The sequence below is a fragment of the Caballeronia eucalypticola genome (genome assembly GCF_047608185.1).
Classification (GTDB): Bacteria; Pseudomonadota; Gammaproteobacteria; order Burkholderiales; family Burkholderiaceae; genus Caballeronia.
Genome location: NZ_JBLKRU010000009.1, coordinates 199,029 through 220,741 on the forward strand (window position 1 = coordinate 199,029; position 21,713 = coordinate 220,741).

17 protein-coding genes and 1 pseudogene are annotated in these 21,713 nt (G+C 60.0%); 14 read left to right on the top strand and 4 right to left on the bottom strand.

Annotated features, from left to right (window positions below; all coding sequences use genetic code 11):
- Window positions 1–71: 71 nt before the first annotated feature.
- The 12 genes and pseudogenes from ACMX25_RS13560 (at window position 72) to ACMX25_RS13615 (ending at window position 14,053) form a co-directional block, all read left to right on the top strand.
- Window positions 72–1,061 (top strand): LysR family transcriptional regulator, encoded by a 990-nt coding sequence (locus ACMX25_RS13560; protein ID WP_414950451.1) that lies wholly within the window; start codon window positions 72–74, stop codon window positions 1,059–1,061.
- Window positions 1,058–2,533, top strand: a complete 1,476-nt coding sequence (locus ACMX25_RS13565; RefSeq protein ID WP_414950452.1) for an NAD(P)-binding domain-containing protein — start codon at window positions 1,058–1,060, stop codon at window positions 2,531–2,533. Before ACMX25_RS13560 ends, ACMX25_RS13565 begins: the two co-directional genes overlap by 4 nt.
- Window positions 2,530–3,504, top strand: a complete 975-nt coding sequence (locus ACMX25_RS13570; protein WP_414950453.1) for an ABC transporter permease — start codon at window positions 2,530–2,532, stop codon at window positions 3,502–3,504. Before ACMX25_RS13565 ends, ACMX25_RS13570 begins: the two co-directional genes overlap by 4 nt.
- Window positions 3,501–4,436 carry an ABC transporter permease gene (locus tag ACMX25_RS13575; RefSeq protein WP_414950454.1) on the top strand — a complete coding sequence of 312 codons (936 nt, stop codon included), beginning with the start codon at window positions 3,501–3,503 and terminating at the stop codon, window positions 4,434–4,436. The genes ACMX25_RS13570 and ACMX25_RS13575 overlap by 4 nt, the downstream gene beginning before the upstream one ends.
- On the top strand, window positions 4,433–5,479 hold the full coding sequence (locus tag ACMX25_RS13580) for an ABC transporter ATP-binding protein (protein WP_414950455.1): 1,047 nt from the start codon (window positions 4,433–4,435) through the stop codon (window positions 5,477–5,479). Before ACMX25_RS13575 ends, ACMX25_RS13580 begins: the two co-directional genes overlap by 4 nt.
- Complete coding sequence (locus ACMX25_RS13585) at window positions 5,476–6,489, top strand: ABC transporter ATP-binding protein (protein WP_414950456.1); 1,014 nt, start codon at window positions 5,476–5,478, stop codon at window positions 6,487–6,489. The genes ACMX25_RS13580 and ACMX25_RS13585 overlap by 4 nt, the downstream gene beginning before the upstream one ends.
- A gap of 35 nt (window positions 6,490–6,524) precedes the next feature.
- Window positions 6,525–8,102 (top strand): ABC transporter substrate-binding protein, encoded by a 1,578-nt coding sequence (locus tag ACMX25_RS13590; RefSeq protein WP_414950457.1) that lies wholly within the window; start codon window positions 6,525–6,527, stop codon window positions 8,100–8,102.
- 7 nt (window positions 8,103–8,109) lie between these two features.
- Window positions 8,110–9,965: pseudogene (locus ACMX25_RS13595) on the top strand (acyl-CoA thioester hydrolase/BAAT C-terminal domain-containing protein).
- Entirely contained in the window at window positions 9,962–10,540 is a 579-nt protein-coding gene (locus ACMX25_RS13600; RefSeq protein ID WP_414950458.1) for a peroxidase-related enzyme, read from the top strand. Before ACMX25_RS13595 ends, ACMX25_RS13600 begins: the two are co-directional and overlap by 4 nt.
- A 183-nt stretch (window positions 10,541–10,723) precedes the next feature.
- Window positions 10,724–12,076, top strand: a complete 1,353-nt coding sequence (locus ACMX25_RS13605; protein WP_414950459.1) for a TAXI family TRAP transporter solute-binding subunit — start codon at window positions 10,724–10,726, stop codon at window positions 12,074–12,076.
- Window positions 12,077–12,407: 331 nt separating this feature from the next.
- On the top strand, window positions 12,408–13,823 hold the full coding sequence (locus ACMX25_RS13610) for a YeiH family protein (protein ID WP_414950460.1): 1,416 nt from the start codon (window positions 12,408–12,410) through the stop codon (window positions 13,821–13,823).
- A gap of 2 nt (window positions 13,824–13,825) precedes the next feature.
- Window positions 13,826–14,053 (top strand): hypothetical protein, encoded by a 228-nt coding sequence (locus ACMX25_RS13615; protein ID WP_414950461.1) that lies wholly within the window; start codon window positions 13,826–13,828, stop codon window positions 14,051–14,053.
- A gap of 197 nt (window positions 14,054–14,250) precedes the next feature.
- On the opposite strand, the gene ACMX25_RS13620 is transcribed toward ACMX25_RS13615, so the two are convergent.
- Together ACMX25_RS13620 and ACMX25_RS13625 are read right to left on the bottom strand one after the other, a co-directional pair.
- Window positions 14,251–15,294: an AraC family transcriptional regulator gene (locus ACMX25_RS13620; RefSeq protein ID WP_414950462.1), complete on the bottom strand. Its 1,044-nt coding sequence runs from the start codon at window positions 15,292–15,294 to the stop codon at window positions 14,251–14,253.
- Window positions 15,295–16,182 (bottom strand): oxidoreductase, encoded by an 888-nt coding sequence (locus ACMX25_RS13625; RefSeq protein WP_414950463.1) that lies wholly within the window; start codon window positions 16,180–16,182, stop codon window positions 15,295–15,297.
- Between the two features lie 357 nt (window positions 16,183–16,539).
- Between ACMX25_RS13625 and ACMX25_RS13630 the strand changes: the two genes are divergently transcribed.
- Entirely contained in the window at window positions 16,540–18,045 is a 1,506-nt protein-coding gene (locus tag ACMX25_RS13630; protein WP_414950489.1) for a catalase, read from the top strand.
- Window positions 18,046–18,077: 32 nt separating this feature from the next.
- Here ACMX25_RS13630 and dld read toward each other — a convergent pair whose 3' ends face one another.
- Window positions 18,078–19,847 carry a D-lactate dehydrogenase gene (gene dld / locus ACMX25_RS13635; protein WP_414950464.1) on the bottom strand — a complete coding sequence of 590 codons (1,770 nt, stop codon included), beginning with the start codon at window positions 19,845–19,847 and terminating at the stop codon, window positions 18,078–18,080.
- Window positions 19,848–20,003: 156 nt separating this feature from the next.
- Between dld and ACMX25_RS13640 the strand changes: the two genes are divergently transcribed.
- Window positions 20,004–20,894, top strand: a complete 891-nt coding sequence (locus ACMX25_RS13640) for a LysR family transcriptional regulator (RefSeq protein ID WP_414950465.1) — start codon at window positions 20,004–20,006, stop codon at window positions 20,892–20,894.
- Window positions 20,895–20,929: 35 nt separating this feature from the next.
- On the opposite strand, the gene ACMX25_RS13645 is transcribed toward ACMX25_RS13640, so the two are convergent.
- Window positions 20,930–21,658 (bottom strand): transporter substrate-binding domain-containing protein, encoded by a 729-nt coding sequence (locus ACMX25_RS13645; protein ID WP_414950466.1) that lies wholly within the window; start codon window positions 21,656–21,658, stop codon window positions 20,930–20,932.
- Window positions 21,659–21,713 lie beyond the last annotated feature (55 nt).

Below are 21,713 nucleotides of genomic sequence, written 5' to 3' on the forward strand. Positions count from 1 at the left end.
TTTCACATGCTAGTCGCGCAAGAATGCGTTTTATGCATTCATCGATCTAGACGATCGGACCCCGCGCACCCATGGAAATCCGTCAACTGGAAGCGTTTGCCGCTGTCATGTCGGCCGGGAGCGTCACGGCCGCCGGGCGTTTGCTCGGGCGCTCGCAACCCGCGGTAACCCGTTCGATCCAGGAACTCGAAGCCGAGATCGGCTACCCGCTGTTCCAGCGCTTCGGGCCGCGCGTCGCGCCCACACGCGAGGCGTCCGAGCTCTACCAGGACGTCGAACGCACGCTGGCAAGCCTGCGCCAGGTGAAATCGCGCGCCGAGCAGATCGCACGGCAAGCGCCCCCTCCGCTCACCATTGCCGCCACATCGGCGCTTGCCGCCGGACTCGTGCCTCGCGCGCTAGCTTTGCTCAACAAAGACCATCCGCTCGAATCCGTAAACTTGCGCAGCGCCGCCCCCGAACAAGTCGTCGATGCCGTGCTCAATGGCATCGTCGATATGGGGGTCTCAAGCCTGCCGCTCGAACATCGCGGCGTGCTGGTTCACTGGATTGGCGAAGCTGCGTGCGTTGCGGCCGTGCATGCTGACGATCCGCTCGCAAAGTCGCCGCGCATCGCATTGAGCGATTTTGCCAACCGTCGGCTCGTCACCATGCAGAACCCCTACCGCTTGCGCCCACGGCTCGATTCGGCATTCGCGCAAGCGGGCGTGCGCACGGCGGGCGTGATCGAAACCAACTCGTCGCTGAACGCGCTCGGCGCAGTGCGTGCAGGGCTCGGGCTCGCCGTGCTGGAGCCGGTGACCGCACTTGGATTGCCCGTCGATGGCGTGGTGATCCGTCCGCTGGATATCCGCATCGCGTTCCTGTTCGGCGTCATCACGCCGGAGTTCCGGCCGCCCAGTGCAGCGACCCTCGCCGCGGCGCAAGCACTGGCGCAAGCTGCCGCCGAGATCCTGCCCGACTTCGTCCTCCACGACGCAAACCAGCACGGCGCGATTCTTCAAGCGCTTTACGGCGAGCCCGACGACATCCTCAATCCGACCGAAGAGCCCGCCACGTGAGCCTCGACAAAAACGCTTCAGCGACAACCCTTACTGGCCTCGCGGCGCTCGAAGCGCGCCTTGCGGAAGACCTGTCACTGCTCGAATTGCCCGCGCGCGAATGGGTGCCGGGCAAGACGCACAACGGCAGCGAAGTGCTGGACGTGGCGATTATCGGCGGTGGCATGGCGGGGCTGGCTGCATCGGCCGCACTGAAGTTGCTGGGCGTGCGAGCGCAAGTTTTTGACCGCTCGCCGCAGGGACTGGAAGGCCCGTGGGCCACGACCGCGCGCATGGAAACGCTACGCTCACCGAAGCAATTGACCGGTCCCGCTTTAGGCTTGCCCGCGCTGACGTTCCGCGCATGGTTCGAAGCGCAATTCGGCATTGATGCATGGCAAGCGCTCGATAAAATCGACCGCCTGCAATGGATGCAATATCTGGTCTGGTATCGCCGCGTGCTCGCACTCGATGTCCGCAACGGACACACTATTGAAGCCGTGACGCCGCGCGCCGATGGTCTCGTCGTACTGAGCGTGCGGACGGCAGATCGACGCTTCGATGTCTATGCGCGACGCGTCGTGCTTGCTACCGGGCGGGACGGATTGGGTGGGCCGGCGTTGCCGGGGTTTATCGAAGGATTGCCGCGTGATCGTTGGGCGCATTCGTCCGATACCACCGACTACAGCACACTCGCCGGCAAGCGAGTGGCCGTGGTCGGCGGAGGTTCGTCGGCCATGGACAGCGCCGCCACGGCGCTCGAAGCGGGCGCGGCCAGTGTCGATTTGCTGATTAGACGAGCAGACCTCCCACGCGTGAACAAGGGTAAGGGGGCCGGCAATCCGGGACTGACGCATGGTCATCAAACCCTGCCCGATGAGTGGAAATGGAAAATCCGCCACTACATCAATACCGTTCAGGTTCCTCCGCCGCGTGGCAGTACGTTGCGGGTATCGCGTCATCCGAATGCGCGCTTTAATCTTGGATGCCCGGTGTTATCGGTTGAGAATACGGAGAATAGTCTCTCAATCCAGACACCCAAAGGCACCTTCGCGGCTGACTTTCTCGTGGTCTCCACCGGCTTCAAAGTCGACTGGTCCGCGCGTCCGGAATTCGCCGCGTTTGCTCCCTATATCCGCACATGGGCCGACCGCTACACGCCGCCGCCCGGCGATGAAGACAGCGAATTATCCGACTCGCCCGATGTCGGACCCGGGTTTGAATTCCTCGAGAAGTCGCCGGGCGTTTGCCCCGGATTGTCGCGCATTCACTGTTTCTGCTATCCCGCGTCGCTCTCTCAAGGCGCCGTTTCGGGTGACATTCCCGCGATCAGCACAGGCGCGAAACGTCTTGCGCAGGGAATAGCAAGCTTGTTGTACAGCGAAGACGTGGAGCAGCATTACGCGGCACTGGAAGCGTACGCCGAGCCGGAACTTTACGGCGACGAATGGCAGCCGGCCGAAGCACCGCCCCAGTTTGCGGAGGACCAATGAGCGGCTGGCTCATTCGTCAAATCGCGCAGGCGGCATTCGTCGTGCTGCTGATGACGCTGATTGTGTTCATCGGTCTGCATGCGATCGGCAATCCGATTGATATTCTCATTGGACAGGACGTCGATCAGGTCGACCGCGCGCGCATCATTGCTCACCTGGGCCTCGATCAGCCGCTCTGGAAACAATATCTGGCGTTTCTTGCGGGCGCCATGCACGGCGATCTCGGCAACAGTTTCGTTTATAACGAACCCGCGATCCGCCTGATCCTGCAGCGTCTTCCAGCGACGTTGGAACTCGCTGTTTCGGCGTTGCTGCTCGCTTTGGTGATTGGTATTCCGCTAGGCTTGTTCGCGGGATTGCACCCACGCAATCCGCTCTCGAAGATGCTGATGACAGGCAGTATTGTCGGCTTCTCGCTGCCGACTTTCTGGGTGGGCCTGATGCTCATCATGTTGTTCAGCGTGAAGCTCGGCTGGCTGCCTGCCAGTGGACGCGGCGCGACCGCGAGTCTGTTCGGCGTGCAATGGTCGTGGCTCACGCTCGACGGCTTGCGTCACCTGATCCTGCCCGCGCTGAATCTCTCGCTCTTCAAGATATCGCTTGTATTGCGCCTGACGAGTGCGGGCGTGCGCGAAGTCATGCCGATGGAACACGTGCGTTTTGCCCGCGCCAAGGGCCTGTCGCCCACACGCGTGGTGCTCGTTCACATCCTGCGCAATACGCTGATTCCACTTGTCACGGTGATCGGCCTCGAGTTCGGTTCGACCATCGCGTTCGCAGTCGTGACCGAGACCGTGTTCTCGTGGCCGGGCGCCGGCAAGCTGATCCTCGACAGCATCAACGCGCTCGATCGTCCAGTGATCCTGTCGTACCTGATCGTGGTCGTCTGCATGTTCGTCTCGCTGAATCTGTTCGTCGATATCCTCTACAAGTTTCTCGATCCGCGCGTGCGGCTGGAGGGCACGCGATGAGCACGGCTCCGCTGGTTCCCAAAACGGAAACGCCCGTGCGCGGCGCGCTCAAACGCCGTCGGTCGCCGTGGCGTCAACTCATCGCTGACTTCGGACGTTCTCCCGTCGCAATGGCGGCGTTGATCGTCGCGATACTGCTGATGCTCGCGGCCATTTTTGCGCCGCTGATCACGCCGCAGAATCCTTACGACCTCTTGCAACTCGATGTCCTCGATGCCCGACTTCCCCCCGGTTCGATGAACGGCGCCGGCACGCACGCGTACTGGCTCGGCACCGACGGCCAGGGCCGCGACCTGTATTCCGCCATGCTCTACGGTCTGCGCCTGAGCTTATCCGTGGGCCTCGGCTCGGCGGTGATAGCGGGGGTAGCAGGCACCGTGTTCGGCCTCATCGCGGCTTACGCCGGCGGCAAGGTCGACAGCCTCATCATGCGGCTCGTGGACTTGCTGCTGGCTTTCCCATCCATCCTCGTCGCCATGATGCTGCTCGCGTTCCTCGGCAAGAGCGTGACGAATGTCGTGCTCACGCTGGTGCTGATCGAGTGGGCGTATTACGCACGCACTGCGCGAGCGCAAGCACTGGTCGAAGCACGGCGCGAATATGTTGAAGCCGCGCGTAGTCTCGCGATTCCGAACTGGCGCATCGTGCTCGTTCATATCCTGCCGAATTGCCTGCCGCCGTTGATCGTGGTCGGCACGCTGCAGGTCGCGCGTGCGATCACCCTGGAAGCAACGCTGTCGTTCCTCGGCCTTGGCGTGCCAATCACCGAACCTTCGCTCGGGCTGCTAATTGCCAACGGTTACCAGACCATGCTCTCGGGCGAATACTGGACCAGCGTGTATCCGGGGCTCGCGCTGCTGGCCATGCTGGTATCGATCAACATGGTGGGCGACCGTCTGCGTGAATTGCTCAATCCGAGGTTCGTGAAATGAGCGACGCTGCCCTTCATGATTTTCATACCGCGGATAACACGCTCGAAGTCCGCCATCTGCGAACCCGCTTCTTCACGCGCGAAGGCGAATTGCCGGCTGTTGAGGACGTTTCGCTCACGCTCGCGCGCGGTCGCGTGCTGGGTCTCGTCGGCGAATCGGGATCGGGGAAATCGGTGACGGGTTTCTCGATCATGGGACTCATCGACGCCCCCGGCCGCGTGGTCGGTGGCGAGATATTGTTCAAGGGCAAGAACCTTGTCGGCTTGCCCGAAGCGGACATGCAGCGCCTGCGCGGCAGCCGCATTGCGATGGTGTTCCAGGACCCCATGTCCACGCTGAATCCCGTGCAGCGCGTGGATGCGCAGATGATCGAAGCGGTGCGAGCGCATCGCGATGTAAGCCGAACCGCCGCGCGAGAACAGGCGAGCGAAGCGCTGGCGGCCATGGGTATTGCCAGTCCCGACGAACGCCTGCGTGCGTATCCGCATCAGTTGTCGGGCGGCATGCGTCAGCGTGTGGCAATCGCGATTGCGATGCTGCACAAGCCGGACCTCATCATTGCCGATGAACCCACGACCGCGCTCGATGTCACCATCCAGGCGCAGATTTTGTCCGAGGTGCAGACGCTCGTGCGCACGCAAGGCACGTCGCTGATCTGGATCACGCACGACTTGTCCGTGGTCGCAGGTCTCGCCGATGACATCGCCGTGATGTATGCGGGCCGCATCGTTGAGCAGGGCACCGTTGACGCGGTGCTCGACCATCCGCAGCATCCGTACACTGCCGGTCTGATCGACAGCTTGCCGAGTCTCAACACGCGCGGCAAACGGCTCACGCAGATTGCGGGCATCACACCCGATCTGCGCTCATTGCCGCCGGGCTGTGCATTCGCCGCGCGCTGCACGCGGGCCACGGCGGTCTGCTCGACACCTCCGGTACTTGGACCGTCGCCTGCCGCGCAAGCGTCCGAGCATGGCACGCATCTCGTGCGCTGCTTTCATCCCGGCAGGCGTTCCGATGTCCGCGTGGAGACCACGACATGAGCGAGATCAAAGCACGCGCGCTCATTGAACTGCGGGACGTCAGCCAGCGCTTTGGCGAACGCGATGAGAACGCCGCGACACGCTGGCTGCGCGAGCGAAACATACTCGCGGCGCAAGCGGTGACGCGAGCCGTCGACCATGTCGATCTTGCGATCACACCGGGCGAAGTGGTCGGTCTGGTCGGTGAATCCGGCTGCGGGAAATCGACGCTCGGCCGCATTGTCTCGGGCCTCATTGCGCCAACAGAAGGCGATGTGCTCGTGGACGGACAAGACCGCGCGGCCATGTCGCCAACCGAATCGCGCGCCGCGCGGCTGGCGATCCAGATGATCTTCCAGGACCCGTATTCGAGCCTGAATCCGCGAAGGCGTATTCGCGATATCGTGGGAGAAGCACCGCTCATTCACGGCATGGCCGACCGCGTCGATCTGGACGACTACGTAGCGGCGCAGTTAAAACGCGCAGGCCTCGATCCGTCGCTTGCCGACCGATATCCGCATGAGTTCAGCGGCGGTCAGCGGCAACGCATTGGCATTGCGCGAGCGCTCGCGGTCAACCCGTCCATGCTCGTCTGTGATGAAGCGGTCGCCGCGCTGGATGTATCGATACAAGCGCAGATCCTGAATCTCTTCATGGACCTGCGCGAGCAGCTCAATCTTACGTACCTGTTCATCAGTCACGACCTGGGCGTGGTCGAGCAGTTGTCGGATCGCGTGGTGATCATGTATCTCGGGCGCGTGGTGGAAAGCGCACCCGTGGAAGAAATATTCCGTCATCCGAATCATCCTTATACGCAGACCTTGCTGGCGGAGATTCCACGTATAGATGCACGAAAAAAGCACTTCACCGCGATTCGCGGCGAGATGCCAAGCCCGCTCGCGCCGCCATCGGGCTGCCATTTTCATCCACGCTGTCCGCACGCGATGCCGCGTTGCAAGACCGAAGTGCCGCAGTTGCGCGGCATCGCTATCGAGCATGTCAGCGCGTGTCATCTTAACGACGCCCACTAAATTTCAAAACACACCTAAGAAAAAGGAATTGCATCGTGAACCGCTTGATCCTTTCCACGCTGGCCGCCACGCTCGCCAGCGCCGCATTGTTCAGCACGGGCGCGTCGGCGCAGACGCTCAACGTTGCGTTCGCCGATCCGCTCTCGTCGCTCGATCCGCAACTGAACAACTATGCGGGCGACCGCTCCGTCGACCTGCACTTCTGGGATCTGCTGGTCGAGAATCACAACAACGTGCTCGCGCCCGGCCTTGCGACAAGCTGGAAATCGGCCGGCAACGACACATGGGAATTCAAGCTGCGCCATGATGTCAAGTGGCAGGACGGTACGCCATTCACCGCGGACGACGTGATCTTTTCGTATCAGCGAGCCCGCAATGTGCCGGGGACGATCGCCACGTTCGCGGGATATCTGCGAACCATCGCGTCCGTTACTGCACCCGATCCATACACGCTCATCATCAAGACCAGTTCGCCGACGCCGGACCTGCCGCTGAACCTGACATCGGTTCATATTGTGAGTAAACATATAGGCGAAAAGTCGACGACGGAGGACTACAATTCCGGCCGCGCAATGATCGGCTCAGGGCCCTACAAGTTCGTTTCGTATACGCCCGGAGATCGCGTAGTGATGGCGCGTAACGATGCTTATTGGGGCGTCAAGCCGATCTGGGACAAGGTGAACTACCGCTACGTAAGCAACGCCGCAGCTCGCACGGCGGCCCTGCTGTCGGGTGACGTAGATATGATCGACAAGGTCTCCGTCTCCGACCTGCCGCGTCTCAAACAGTCGCCAAAGGTATCCGTGTTCGCCTATCCGGGCTTGCGTGTGTTGATACTGCAACCGAGTTTCCGTGAAGGACCGAGCTCGTACATTACGGACAATGCCGGTAAGCCATTAGCCAAGAACCCGCTGCTCGATGTGCGCGTGCGCCGCGCGTTGTCGCTCGCAATCAATCGCCCTGCCATCACCGACCGCATCCTGCAAGGCGCGGCAACGGTCGCCAACCAGTGGATGCCGGCCAAGACCTTCGGCTATAACCCGGACGTGAAGGACATTCCCAACGACCCGGCCCAGGCAAAGAAACTGTTGGCCGAAGCGGGCTTTCCGGATGGCTTCCAACTGACGCTCAGCGTGCCTAACGATCGTTATCCGCAAGCACCTGAAACAGCACAGGCCGTGGCGCAATTCTGGACGCGCATTGGCGTGAAGACGAAAGTCGAAGTGATGCCGTGGGCCAGTTACGCCAGCCGCGCGAACAAGAACGAGTTTGCGATGAGCATGATTGCCTGGGGCAACGGCACGGGCGAAGCGAGCTATGCGCTCGTCAACATTCTGGGCACCGTCGATGCGAAAAAGGGCATTGGTTCATCGAACTGGGGCCGCTATAGCAGCCCGGCCGTTGACCACGCTCTCGACGCTGCCACCGCCGAGTTCGATGCCACCAAACGCGAAGCCATCTTGCGTCAGTCGGTGAAGGTCGTGAGTGACGACGTGGGCATCATTCCGCTCTTTCACTACGAGAACATCTGGGCCGCGAAGAAAGGCCTGAACGTAACGCCGATAGTAAGCGACCGGACGACCGCGATGATGGTTACGCGCAGCGGCAATTGAGGCCAACATGATCGATATCACGGCGACACCCGGCGATGATCTGATCGATATCGCCCGGCGCATTGCAGTGAGCGGCGCGCGCGCAGGCTCATTGCTGACGCTTCGCACACAGACCGTGCGCGGCGCAGGCGCGGTCTGGACCAGCCGCGCGATCTTTCGAGCGGATGACCACGGCGTCATCGACCTTGCCCGGGATGCGCCGGTTGAAGGCGACTACAGCGGTGTATCGGCGATGGGGCTCATCTGGTCGCAGGTTCCGGTCGTTGCAGGCAACCGCGAGGTGTTTCCCGCCGATGTCTCGGACGCGTTATCGACCTGCATTGAAGTGATCGATGAACGCGGACAGGTGTTGAGCGCGACGCTGCTCATCCAGCGGCTGATGGCGCCCGGTGTGGAACGGCGCGACATGCGCGTTGACGGCTGTGTGGGCACGGTGTTCCTGCCGGCAACACCTGGGCCTCACCCGGCGGTGCTCGTGCTGAACGGATCGGGTGGTGGCATCAATGAACCGCGCGGCGCGCTTTACGCATCGCGCGGATACGCGGCCCTCGCACTCGGTTACTTCAAGACGCCGGGGCTGTCCGACTACATCTCCAATACGCCGCTCGAATACTTTCGCCGCGCGCTCGACTGGATCGCGCGCGAGTTGCAACCGGCCTCTGGCTTCATTGCAGTGAGCGGGCAATCGCGCGGTGGTGAACTCGCGTTACTGCTCGGCGCGACGTATCCGGATCGTGTCAAGGCAGTGATTGGTTATGTGCCCGGCGCGGTCATTCATAGCGCGCAGAACGCCGCCGATCCCGTAACCGGTCGCGAAGGTCCGACCTGGCTGCTCGACGGCAAGCCCCTGCCGCACTTGTGGGAAAACAACCGCACGGCCAGCTGGAAACCTTTCGACGATGGCCCGCCGCCGCATCGCCACGAACGCGCAATCCGGACGGCATTACTCGACCACGAAGCGGTGGAGCGGGCGCGGATTCACGTCGAAAAGACCGATGGCCCGGTGTTGCTGCTCTCCGCTACCGACGACGGTTCGTGGCCCTCCTCCGACTATTCACGCATGATCGTGGATCGGCTCGAACGGGAGAAGCATGCGTACCCGGTGCGTCATCTCGACTTCGATAACGCCGGCCACGCAATCGTTTTTCCGTACGTGCCGACCACGCAACTTGTCTATGCGCATCCCGTGTCCGGACGCATCAGCACGGGCGGCGGCGAGCCGGCGGCGAACGCACGCGCCGATGAATCATCGTGGCGCGAAGTGCTGGCTTTTCTCGGCGCAGCCGTCAATTCTCGCGCATCACAAGGCGCCCACAATTCTTTGAGGCAGGAGCAACCATGACAGACACCTACGACCTCAGCACCGATATTGTCGACCGGATTGCGGGCATCACACCCGGATCAGCGGCTTACCTAACGCGACATAAACGCGACAAGGTCGCCGCCGCCACGCAGCGCAGCTACGACGCTTTATTCGATCCCGCGCTGCCGGATCTGTCGCTGAGTGACCGCTTGCTTGTGGCGTTATATGCGTGCACGTTGTCGAATGCCCCTGCGTTAGCGACACATTATTCGGAACGGCTTGCTTCGATCAACGCGGACCGCGCCGTGATCGATCAGATCGCACAAGGGTCGATCGACGCTCAAGAACCTCGCTTGCGCGCGATGCTCATCTTCACGCGCACGCTGATCCAGTCACCCATAGACGGCGATAAAACCGCGCTCGAACAATTGCCCGCCGCCGGCATTCCGACACCCGCCGTGGTCGCGCTTGCGCAGCTAATCGCCTTTCTCTCATATCAGATTCGCCTGACGGCCGGTTTGCGCGCGCTGCAGGTCTTGAATGCAACGGAGGCAGCATGAGCCGGTTAATTGAAGCGCAGGGCTTCACGAATCGCGTGCTGGGATGGGACGCATGGCTGGACGTAGTAGCGCTCGCCGATGCCTCCCCCGAGCAGATCACCGTGCTAGAAGAAAGTCATCCGAAGGCGAAGGAATCCGACTATTACCTGTTCCTCGTGCATCAGCCGGAAATCCTGCGTCAGCGCTCGGCGGCCTTCAACGCCATCATGTATGCGCCGGGCGGCTTGCCGCGTGCGGAGCGCGAGTTAGCATCAACAGTTGTTTCGCGGGTCAATGGCTGTGTGTATTGCGCGTCCGTGCATGCGCAGCGTTTTGAGCAGCTGGCGAAACGCGACGATGTGATTGAACAGGTTTTTAACGACCCGGCAACCGCTGGAACGTCGCCACGCGAGAAGGCGATCGTGCTGGCGTCCATCGACCTGACGCTGACGCCGGGTCAGGTTGAACCTGCACAGTTGCGGGCGCTGCGAGAGGTTGGTTTGAGCGACGACGAGATCCTCGACCTGATTCATTCCATCGCCATTTTCGCGTGGGCCAACCGCCTGATGCTCAACCTCGGCGAACCGGTTGGATGAACGGACCGGGTTTGACTGACTCCTCTGAATTGACGGCAGTGATCCTGGTATTCGACGCACCGGGATTTCTGCTGGGGTATCCTGCGGATATTCGTTAAGGCATAGACTTTGCTCTGTTTGAGCACTGTCTGCCCACGGCTTGGTGTCATTCCTAAAAGTGTGAGGCTTTTCCCACGGGGTCTCATGAAACAACATCGTCCGCATCCGCCGCGTCTTCTGCACGACCACTCTCATGTGGCCTGGCGTGACCTCTCGCTGACGTCCGCACCCTTCGCGTTATTTTTCATTGTCCTGATCGGCTTGATCGTGTGGCTGGCCGACCCGGCTCCTCCCAGAACCATCACGATCAGCGCGGGTCCTGAAGACAGCGCGCTCCTGCATACCGCCGACGAGTACAAGAAGATCCTGGCCCGCAATGGCGTGACCCTCAAAGTGCTTCAATCGGATGGATCGGTGCAGAACCTGCAACGACTGATGGACCCCAAGAGCCATGTCGATCTTGCGCTGGTTCAGGGCGGTGTATCGGATGCGGCGGCCAGGTCATCGCTTATGTCGCTTGGTAGCGTCTTTTACGTTCCTCTCGTGGTGTTTTATCGTGGCAAGGGGCTGACGCAGTTGTCGGACCTGGAGGGCAAGAGAATCGCGATAGGCCGCGAAGGCAGTGGCACCCGCCGGTTGTCGCTCAGCCTGCTCGAGGCCAACGGCATAGCCCCGGGCGGCGACACTCAACTCGTACCGCTCGACGGCATGGACGCGGCCAAGCAACTGGTGAGCGGCAACGTTGATGCTGCCATGCTCAACGGCGATTCGACCACGCGCGGATTGATGCTGAGGCTGCTGGGCATCCCGGGAATCTCCGTGATGGATTTCGCGGAAGCAAGCGCTTACACGCGGCTCTTTCCGTCTCTGGACGAAATCGACCTGCCGACCGGCGTGCTCGATCTCCGGCGCAAGATACCTCCGCAGACCTTGCATCTGATCGGCCCGACCGTCGAAATCCTCGCACGGCAAAACCTGCACCCGGCCATATCGGATCTGATCATCGAAGCGGCCCAGGAAGTCCACGGGATGCCGGGGCTGCTGCAAAACGCCGGGCAATTTCCCAGTCCGATCGCCCGCGAATACCCCATCAGCGAAGAGGCCACGCGCTACTACAAGTCGGGCAAGAGTTTCCTCTATCGCGTGCTGCCTTTCTGGCTCGCCAGCATTGCAGACCGGATACTGGTTCTGCTGCTGCCCGTCGCCGTGCTGCTGATTCCGGTCTTGCGGCTGATCCCTGCACTGTATGCGTGGCGCGTGAGATCGCGGATCTATCGGTATTACGGTGCGCTGATCGCCATCGAGCGCAGCGTGCTGGACAGCTCGACGGAGGAGGAGCGAAACGCGCTCGTGGCGGAACTCGATCAGATCGAAGAGTCTCTTAATACCGTGCGGATGCCACTCGCGCATGCCGATGCTTTTTACGTCCTTCGCGAACACATCGGGTTCGTGCGCGCGCATTTGAGCGAGGCGTCGCGTCAGAAAGCGCACGCGTAGGGTACGCGTAGGGTACGCGTTTCATTCCCGCAAAGGATGAGCAGCGGCCTCAGTCCGAGAACCGTCGGAGAACGAAGCACCCGCCCTAATACACAATTTCGGATTTAGAAATAGCGAATCGATATTGGCGCATGTCGCCCATGCCTGCCAATAATCCGATCGTGGAACTCCATGCATTGCGGTGCACGCAACAGCATGGGGCCGTTGCGGCCGTGCCCAAAACAGGCGCTCCCCACGAACCACGCAAACATCTTCAGTCTCCATGCCGGTGGACGTAGCGAGCGCCGTCCGTGCTCGCGCGCACCTGCTTCATAACAATGTCGGGGCGACCATGAGCGATACATCCACCACACCACCTGCTTACGAAGCCGAACACCGGCCCGACCGGTCCAGCAGCGGTCCCTTTAAGACTGAAGATTGGTGGGCCGTCTGGATCGGCCTGGCGATCATCGTGATCGCGTACTTACTGTTTGCTTCGGGCACGAGCATCAAGTGGCTGGCAGTCGCCCCCGCCAAGTGGTCGAGCGTCTCCCAGGCCTTGACGGACCTGGGACATCACCTCTCGAACTACATCGCACTCTTTATCGTCTTTGCCGTTCTGTTCGGCGTCGCAGTGGCCGCACTCGGGCAGCGGATAGCACTGTTCCTGCCGGGCTTTCTTGTAGTGTTCGTGGTGTCGACACTGATCTTTATCGCCGGCGCCTGGACCAGTTCATCGACATACAACCTCGAGCCGCCGTTGATCGCCCTCGCGCTCGGCTTGATTGTCTCGAACCTGACGCGGCTTCCTGCATGGCTCGTGCCTGCGTTGCGGGTCGAGTTTTATATCAAGGTGGGTATCGTGCTGCTCGGCGCAACGCTGCCCTTCACGCTGCTCGTGTGGGCGGGTCCTGTTGCGGTCGGGCAGGCGACCGTTGTATCGCTGGTCACCTTCTTCGTGATCTTCCTGGTCGGCCGTGCGCTCGGACTGGACAAGCGTTTTGCTGCCGTGCTCGGCGTGGGCGGTGCGGTGTGCGGCGTGTCGGCTGCCATCGCCATTGCGGGCGCAGTGCGAGCGAAGCGCGAACAAGCGTCGGTGGCCATCACGCTTGTGGTGGTCTGGGCCATCGTGATGGTGTTCGCGTTGCCATTCGTGTCGCGTGCGCTCGGATTGCCGACGGGTGTGGCCGGTGCGTGGATCGGGACATCGGAATTCGCAGATGCCGCCGGCATTGCCGCCGCACAGGCATACGGCGATCTGGCGAAGCATGCCGGCAGCGTGATCGCCGGTGCACCCGAGGCGTCGCTGCAAGCGTTCACGCTGATGAAGGTCGTCGGGCGCGACATCTGGATCGGCATCTGGGCATTCGTGCTCGCGATTGTCGCTACAACGCGCTGGGATCGCGACGAACCCGGCGCCGTGAAAACGCAGACGACCGCGCGCGAAATCTGGACGCGTTTTCCGAAGTTCGTGATCGGCTTCCTGATTGCTTCGGCGCTGGTTACGTGGATCGGCAGCCATTACACGCTGACCGAATACCGTAGCGTGGTGACGCCAGCCTTCGTCGCACCGATCACCGCCTTGCGCACGTGGGCGTTCACCTTCTGCTTCTTGAGCATCGGCTTGACCACACGACTCGGTAGTTTGTCCGCGACGGGCGCGAAGCCTTTCATTGCTTTCACGGCGGGCGTTGCTGTGAACGTGGTGATTGGCTACCTCCTCTCAGTGCATGTGTTCGGCGCGTACTGGGCCTCGCTTGGACAATGAACATGAACCATGCCGTCAAGCGTGATGACGCTGTTGCGAACCGCGCAGTGTGCGCGGCTTGCCGGCATTGCGAACAAGACCGTCATGAACTCGAAGCGATGATTCCCGGACTGACTTCGTTCAGTTCGGGATTCGGCGCAAGCGTGGGGGAGACGCGTCTTTGCCGACGCCACGATCAGTTGATATCGCCGGGCGATTCGTGCGTTGAATTCGAGGCAACTGCTTCATAGCAACGAATCAGGCGGCTTCAGGTCAGCGTATCTAGCGCCGTCGCTGTGAATGGACGAAGCTCACTTGAGCGCTCTTCCCTGGTCTTTGCCAGCCGCTGACTCGGAAAAATTCGAACAGCATCTGGCATCATCAGCATGCCTGATTAAATTCAAAGACTAATTTCCTATTGGATCGATCAGGAAAAGACCGGTCGCTTTTATGACGCGAGCGTAGGTTCAGCACCGGTTTTCTGAATACGCCAACGATGCGGCGTGACACCTTCCCATTGATTGAAACTACGAGAAAATGAATTCAACTCCTCGAAGCCCAGGAACCAAGCTATCTCGCCAAGATCCAGGTTGGTATTCGCCAGCAATCGATGAGCGACGCGCTGCCTCACCGCGTCAAGCCGTTCCTGATAGTAGGTTCCATTCTGAGCAAGTCGCCGCTGCAGCGTTCGCGGACTGACGGCGAGTTCCGCCGCAAGCGTTTCAACGCTTGGCCGCTGTCCACGCAGTCCGCGAAGAAGCGCCGCGTCGACTTGTCCATCGAACGATTCGTGCTTTGAGATAGACGCAAGCTCCGCATCCAGTCCAGGCACTAGTTCATGAACCAGGCTCTCGTCATGCGTGATGAATGGCGTCTTCATATCGGTCGATGAAAAGACGAGCGCGTCTATAGGTGCATCGAATCTTATGTCGCATTTGAAATGACGTGCAAGGCGTTTTTGCCCCTTCGTCCGACGGGCCAGCTCTATGCGCTTCGGCGTAATCGCCCCACCGGAAGCCCGTCCTGCCAACTTGACGGTGGATGCAAAAATAGCGTCAACAAGCAGATCCGGTGCAGATGCATCCGCAAGAAGCCAGTGAAACGTAACGGCAGCTTCGCCCTCAGTCACGTCCACCCGGACATCCTCCGGGCAGGTGAGACGCTTGTAACGGGAGAGTTTCCTGAACGCATCCGATAGGTCCCGCGAATGCAGCGCGCACAGGGACGCCAAATCGAGTTTGCCTTCAAACGCCTCACTGCCAATGCGAATACCAATCTCCTCGTCCGCACTCACCTCTCCGATTGCCGCCCATACCGCGAAAAAACGCTGTGTATCGAGGTGAAGAACCGCAACCGACGACGTCGGCTGTGGCACGCGGGCTATCTCGAGCACGCGGGCAACATCGATCCCAAGGGCGTCAAGGCGGGCCAGAAGCGCTACGCTAAGCGGCACTGTGTCGGACTGAACGCGCACATTGGGTTTCGTCGCCATTTACGCCGCCCGCTCCTGAGTTAAGCCAATCTTTTTCAACAACGAAACGAGCGCCTCGATGTCCGCGTCGTCCGCATCGGTTGACAGACTTAAGTCCTTCCACTGCGCGTCACCCGCAGCTTGAGCCTTATTGACCATGCTGGCAATCATCACTGCATCTGTTCCCAACAGCAGCCGCAGCGGGGGTGTTTCAAGACCCGCGATCTTCAAGATTGCAAGCGCAGCTTTCTTCGGGTCGCCGATCGGCTTGACGAGTTCACGAAACGCCAGGAAGGCACCAATGGATTCACGATAAGCCTCTCCTGGCTGGACCACCGACATCGACGAGCCGGCCCAGTCCGTACGGAAGCCGCCAGGTTCCACGATCGTGACCTTGATCCCAAGCGGTCCGACTTCTTTTGCGAGGACTTCGGAATATCCCTCCACTGCCCACTTTGCAGACTGATAAGCGGCAAGACCGGGTGAGCCAGCACGACCGCCAATAGAGGAAATCTGCAGGATGTGGCCCGCTCCCTGACCGCGCATGACGGGGATCGCGGCGCGCGTGACATTCGCCACGCCAAAGAAGTTCGTCTCGATCTGTGCCCGGAAGTCATCGTCATCGCCCTCCTCGATCGAAGCGACATTCCCGTAACCGGCGTTGTTGACCAGCACATCGAGCCGCCCGAAAGCATCGACCGCCTCCTTGATTGCTGCCCGGGCCGAGACCGGATCGGTTACATCTAACGATACTGCCCGCACCTTGTCGCCGTATTGTTCGACAAGCGGTGCGAGATCTGCCGGATTCCGTGCGGTCGCAACGAGACGATGTCCAGCGGCAAGCACCGCTTCCGCCAATGCACGGCCGAGGCCACGTGAACTTCCTGTGATGAGCCAGACTGAAGACATGCGATGAACTCCTGTGAGATGAACCTTGCAGCCGAAGTGGATGCGATGGACAAATCTTAGGAGCGTTGCGAGCAGATCTCTAATCCGATTGCGCCAACTTTGAGGGCGCCGGTCGGGTAAGAAGGCTGAACGGGGCAAGCACACATGACAGCGTTCCACATGGCGCAATCGGGTTAGGAACCCAAGCCGGATCCTCTTAAGGTTCGTCCAGGCCTCTGTCGGCAACACGCAGACAGGGCAGTGGCAGAACTCATCGTATGGTTGGCAGTATTCGCCGTAAGTGCGGCGTTGTCGTGCTCAAGACGGGATCGCATACTAAGTTTCAACCAAGCGATCGCATTGCTATCAGTCGACAGGATGCATGGAGCTTTTGCCTCGACTCAAGCAACGCTAACCCTCTCAGGATCTATCGTGAACAAATTAACCACTGCATTTGGTGCGCCGGTCGCAGATAACCAGAACATAAAAACAGCGGGACCGCGTGGTCCTGCATTACTCGATGACGTATGGTTCCTCGAAAAACTGGCGCATTTTGACCGAGAGGTCATTCCCGAACGGCGCATGCACGCCAAGGGATCCGGTGCGTTTGGTACCTTCACCATCACGCATGACATCACCCGATACACCAAGGCCAGTATTTTTTCAGAAGTCGGAAAGACGACCGAAATGTTCACGCGTTTCTCGACGGTAGCGGGAGAACGGGGCGCGGCCGACGCGGAGCGCGACATTCGCGGCTTCTCCATGAAGTTCTACACGGAACAAGGCAACTGGGATCTTGTTGGAAACAACACTCCCGTGTTTTTCCTGCGCGATCCGTTGAAGTTTCCCGATCTGAATCACGCGATCAAGCGCGACCCTCGCACCGGCTTGCGCAGCGCGGAAAACAATTGGGACTTTTGGACACAGCTTCCCGAAGCGCTGCATCAGGTCACCATAGTAATGAGCGATCGCGGTCTGCCAAAAACCTTCCGGCATATGCACGGTTTCGGCAGTCACACCTACAGCTTCATCAACGCAGCGAACGAACGCTTCTGGGTAAAGTTCCATTTTCGGACGCAGCAAGGCATTGCGAACCTGACCGATGCAGAAGCTGAAGCTGCCGCAGGACGCGATCGTGAGACGCACCATCGCGATCTGTATGAATCAATCGAACGCGGCGATTTTCCGAGGTGGACGCTGTCGATCCAGATCATGCCGGAAAAAGATGCAGCCAGTTACCATCTCAATCCGTTCGATCTGACAAAGGTCTGGCCCAAGAGCGATTACCCACTGATCGATGTCGGCGTGATGGAGTTGAACCGCAATCCGGAAAATCATTTCGCCGACGTTGAACAAGCCGCCTTTTCGCCGGCCAATGTGGTTCCAGGCATCAGCTTCTCACCCGACAAAATGCTTCAAGGACGACTCTTCGCCTACGGGGATGCTCAACGCTACCGCCTGAGCGTCAATTACCATCAAATACCCGTGAATGCGCCGCGCGGCGCCCGTTACGTCCACAGCTATCACCGTGATGGCGTGATGCGTGTCGATGCGAATATGGGCGGCGCCACGCCCTATGAGCCAAACACTCGCGGCGAGTGGCAGGAGCAACCCGATTTCCGTGAGCCTCCGCTGGCGCTTGAGGGCGCGGCTGACCACTGGAATCACCGCGTCGATGACGACTACTACTCTCAGCCTGGCAATTTATTCCGCAGCATGACCGCGGAACAACAACAGGCGCTGTTCGACAATACCGCGCGCGCGATGAAAGGCGTGTCGGCACCTGTCCAGCAACTCCATATCGAGCATTGCAAAATGGCCGACCCGAAATATGGTGAGGGCGTAGCTAAAGCAATCGAAGCGCTGGAAAAGCGGTTGTCCTGAACCACCTCGTTTGCCGGCTTGTCGCATCTGAGTCATTCGAAGTTGATGCGACTCGCCTCGGCCTCCACTTCCCGATACTTCGCGAACTTCGACATCTGTCCGATCCCCGGGTTGAAACAGTTGCAAGGGTCGAGCTTTTGATAGAAGGCCGCAAGCTGGGGCTTCGCATGGTACAGATGACCAACGTTATGTTCCGCCGGATATTCTGCACCCCGGCGGTCCAGCAGCGTCCACATCTTGTGTTCGACTTCGAGGCAGTCGTTGCCCTTCTTGACGATGTAATCCTGATGGAACACATGGCACAGGAAGTGGCCGTAATACAGCTTGATAGAGATCGTCTCTTCAATATCGGGCGGCAGCGTCTCGATCCAGTCGCGATCGTTGCGGCGCAGTGCAACGTCGAGTGCAACGATGTTCTCCACTTCCCGGCTGTGCACGGCGCGATAGCGGACCGCGGCGCCGGCGGCAGCAAAGCGATGCAAGAACGCTTTGTTGCCCTCTCCCTCGGTGCATTCGAAATAACCGCCCGTCGCGCTTTCGCTTTGGAAATAGCTTGAGAGAAAAGCGCACGTTTCTTCGACACTTTCTGCCGTCACCTTAAGCATCAGGTGATGCTCGTACTTGTCACGGTACTGTTTCATGCGCGGCGGCAGATGGCTTGGAAACAGCCGGCTCGCAGCCTGCATGACGCGATCGGTGAAATGCGAAGGAAAAAAGCCGAGGCGATCGAACAGCGCATCGAAACGGCTTTTTAGGCCGAACAGCGCAGGCAGCCGCGACGTGCCAAGATAATTGATTGCAAGAAAGGTATCTTTGCCGTACTCCTCAGCAATATTAAAGGCGTCACGATGAAGGTATTCCCCCGAGATCGGCAGGTGTTTGAATTCGTGTAACGCGTGACGGCGGATCTCGGTGAGCTCGTCGGGCCGGTTGGTGCCGATATAAAAAACCTTCGCGTTCTGCTCGATCGGAAACGTGTCGAGCCGTACCGCGAACACCATCACCTTGCCGGCCGAGCCTGACGCTTCATGGAGACGCTGTGGGTCTGCATTGAAGCGCGCGGGGGTATCGGCATCGATCTCGCGCACGTGAGTCGCGTAGCCGTGGTCCGATCCAGCGCCTGCATCGTGCCGGATATCGGCTTCCGAAAACTCGCCGCGCTCAAGCCGGCCAAGGATGCTGTCGGGCGTTTCGCCGAGATCGATTCCCAGATGATTGACGAGGCTGAGCCGGCCTGCCGCATCGACCTGCGCGAATACGGCCATTTCCGTATACGCCGGGCCGCGATGCACCAATGCACCGCCCGAGTTGTTGCAGACACCGCCGAATACTGACGCGCCTATACAGCTTGAGCCAATCACCGAATGCGGCTCGCGGCCAAGGGGCTTCAGCATTCTTTCCAGCTGGTCGAGCGTGGCCCCGGGAAGGCAGACGACCTGCTCGCCGTCGTTGATCACGTACACCTTCTTCATGCGGCTCGTGCTGACGATCACGATGTCCCGATCATAGTCGTCGCCATCGGGTGTCGAACCACCCGTGAGCCCCGTGTTCGACGCTTGCGTGATGACAATCACATTCGTCGCGATGCACGCCTGCAGCACCTTCCATTGTTCGACAATCGTGCCGGGACATACCACCGCGAGCGCCTTGCCTGCGCCAAACCGAAAACCCGTCCGGTAGCGGCGGGTTGCGCTGTCATCCGTCAGGGTGTGCTTCTCGCCGACGATGTTGCGAAGATCCGCAATCAACCTATGGGCCGAGTCGGCCGGAAGAGTGGCCAGGGGTGCGCGCGTTGCTGACATCGAAATCTCCTGAGGAAAAATTTAAGCGTGACGCGCAGCCACTTCGTCTAGCCGCTTAGCGTGCGGCCTCTTGGCGCATCAGGTTGAAGCAAAGGTTAAAATCAGGCGGGTCATTAGTCCAATATCTTGAAGATGCTTTTTGGAGACGAAAAAAATATGGAATTTCGTCAGTTGCGTTACTTCCTCGCCGTGGCCGAGCACCTGCATTTCACCGATGCTGCCGCGCATCTGGGAATTGCCCAGCCTCCCTTGAGCCAGCAGATCCTGAAGCTCGAACGGGAGATCGGCACACCGCTCTTTGTCAGGCATCCACGCCGCGTGGAATTGACCGAAGCCGGACGGCTCTTTCGCGAGAGCGCGCGGCGCATTGTCGAGGACGCGCAGCAGGCATTCGTTGAAGTACAGAACGCGGGACGTGGAGAGACGGGACGTCTATCGCTCGGTTTCGCGGGTTCTACTGTGTTTCATCCCAAGGTCGCGGCAACGATGCAGAAGTATCGGCATGCCTATGAGCACGTCGCGATCAGTTGTGAGGAGAGCAATAGCTCGCTGTTGCTCGACCGGGTCGCCGAGCGGCAAATCGACGCCGCCCTGGTGCGCATGCCGTTGAACTGCCGGGATCTGATCGTCGAACCGCTTGTCGATGAAGACATGTTGGCGGTGCTGCCGGCGAATCACCGCTTGAACCGGCGACGGCACGTTGATCTGGCAAACCTTGCGGACGATCCGTTCATTCTCTTTCCGCGGCCGATCGGGCCGGATCTATACGACTCGATCATCAGTGCATGCCGCGAAGCCGGATTCGCGCCCTCGATAGGAATGGAGTCGCCGCAGATATCGTCGGCGGCGAATCTGGTTGCGGCGGGATTCGGCGTTGCCGTGGTTCCCGCGTCGATCCGGCAGATCCAGGTTGAAGGCGTGTCGTATCACGCGCTGCAGGGGAAGCCGCTTTCGACCGGTATCGCGTTGATCCATCGGTCGCGCGAAAAGTCACCGACAGTGCTGAACTTTGTGAAGATTTTGCGGCAGCAGCGAGCGGTCCGCTGACTGCTGAACGCGCAAGCCAAGGCCGCTCTTGAAGTTCAACGGACAAGAGCGGGATCGATCTCGTTGCGTGTGAGGCCAAATTTTGCCATGCGATCGCGATGGTCTGGCGAGCCCAGATATAGACGAACTTGTTCGTTCACCGCATTCAGCAGAGCGCTATTTTTCTTGCTAAACGAGAACGCTCCGAGCGGGAGATTTCGCTGCGCGCCGTTCGTTCCCGGCGCGTGCTCGACTGCATCAAGCACCGAACCGCCGATACGGTCCGCGAGAATGCGATTTCCCAACGCGGTGCTCGCATACGCATCGATTGCCCCCGAGCGAACCGCTTCAATAGCATCGGCTTGGTGCTCGAAGATGGTTATCTGGTCATCCCTTACGCCTGACGCTCTCGCTGAATCGTGTTGGACCTGACCGGCAATGATGCCGAGGCGCGCATCATCGCGTTTAGCGAGTGACGCATAACTGGTGAGCGCTTTCGGATTTCCGGCCTTAACCAGGAAACCGTCTCCGATCGACCATACGGGCAAGCTGAATGCGACTAGCCTGGCCCGTTCAGGTGTAACGAAAAGCGGAACGTTCATATCCCAGCGCCCGGCTTCGACGCCAGGAAGCAGTTCGCTGAAGGTAGTCAGGTGATGTTCGATCCGGGTGACTCCGATCGCGCGAAGCACTGTACCCGCCAGATCAATGTCAGCACCGGTAGCATGATCCGCTTCCGTCCAGCCGAACGGCGGTTCTTCGATGTACGCAATCGTTATCTTCATTGCCATGTCTCGCAAAACGTCGTCATAAAACTTCATGCGTGAACCAACGAATAAA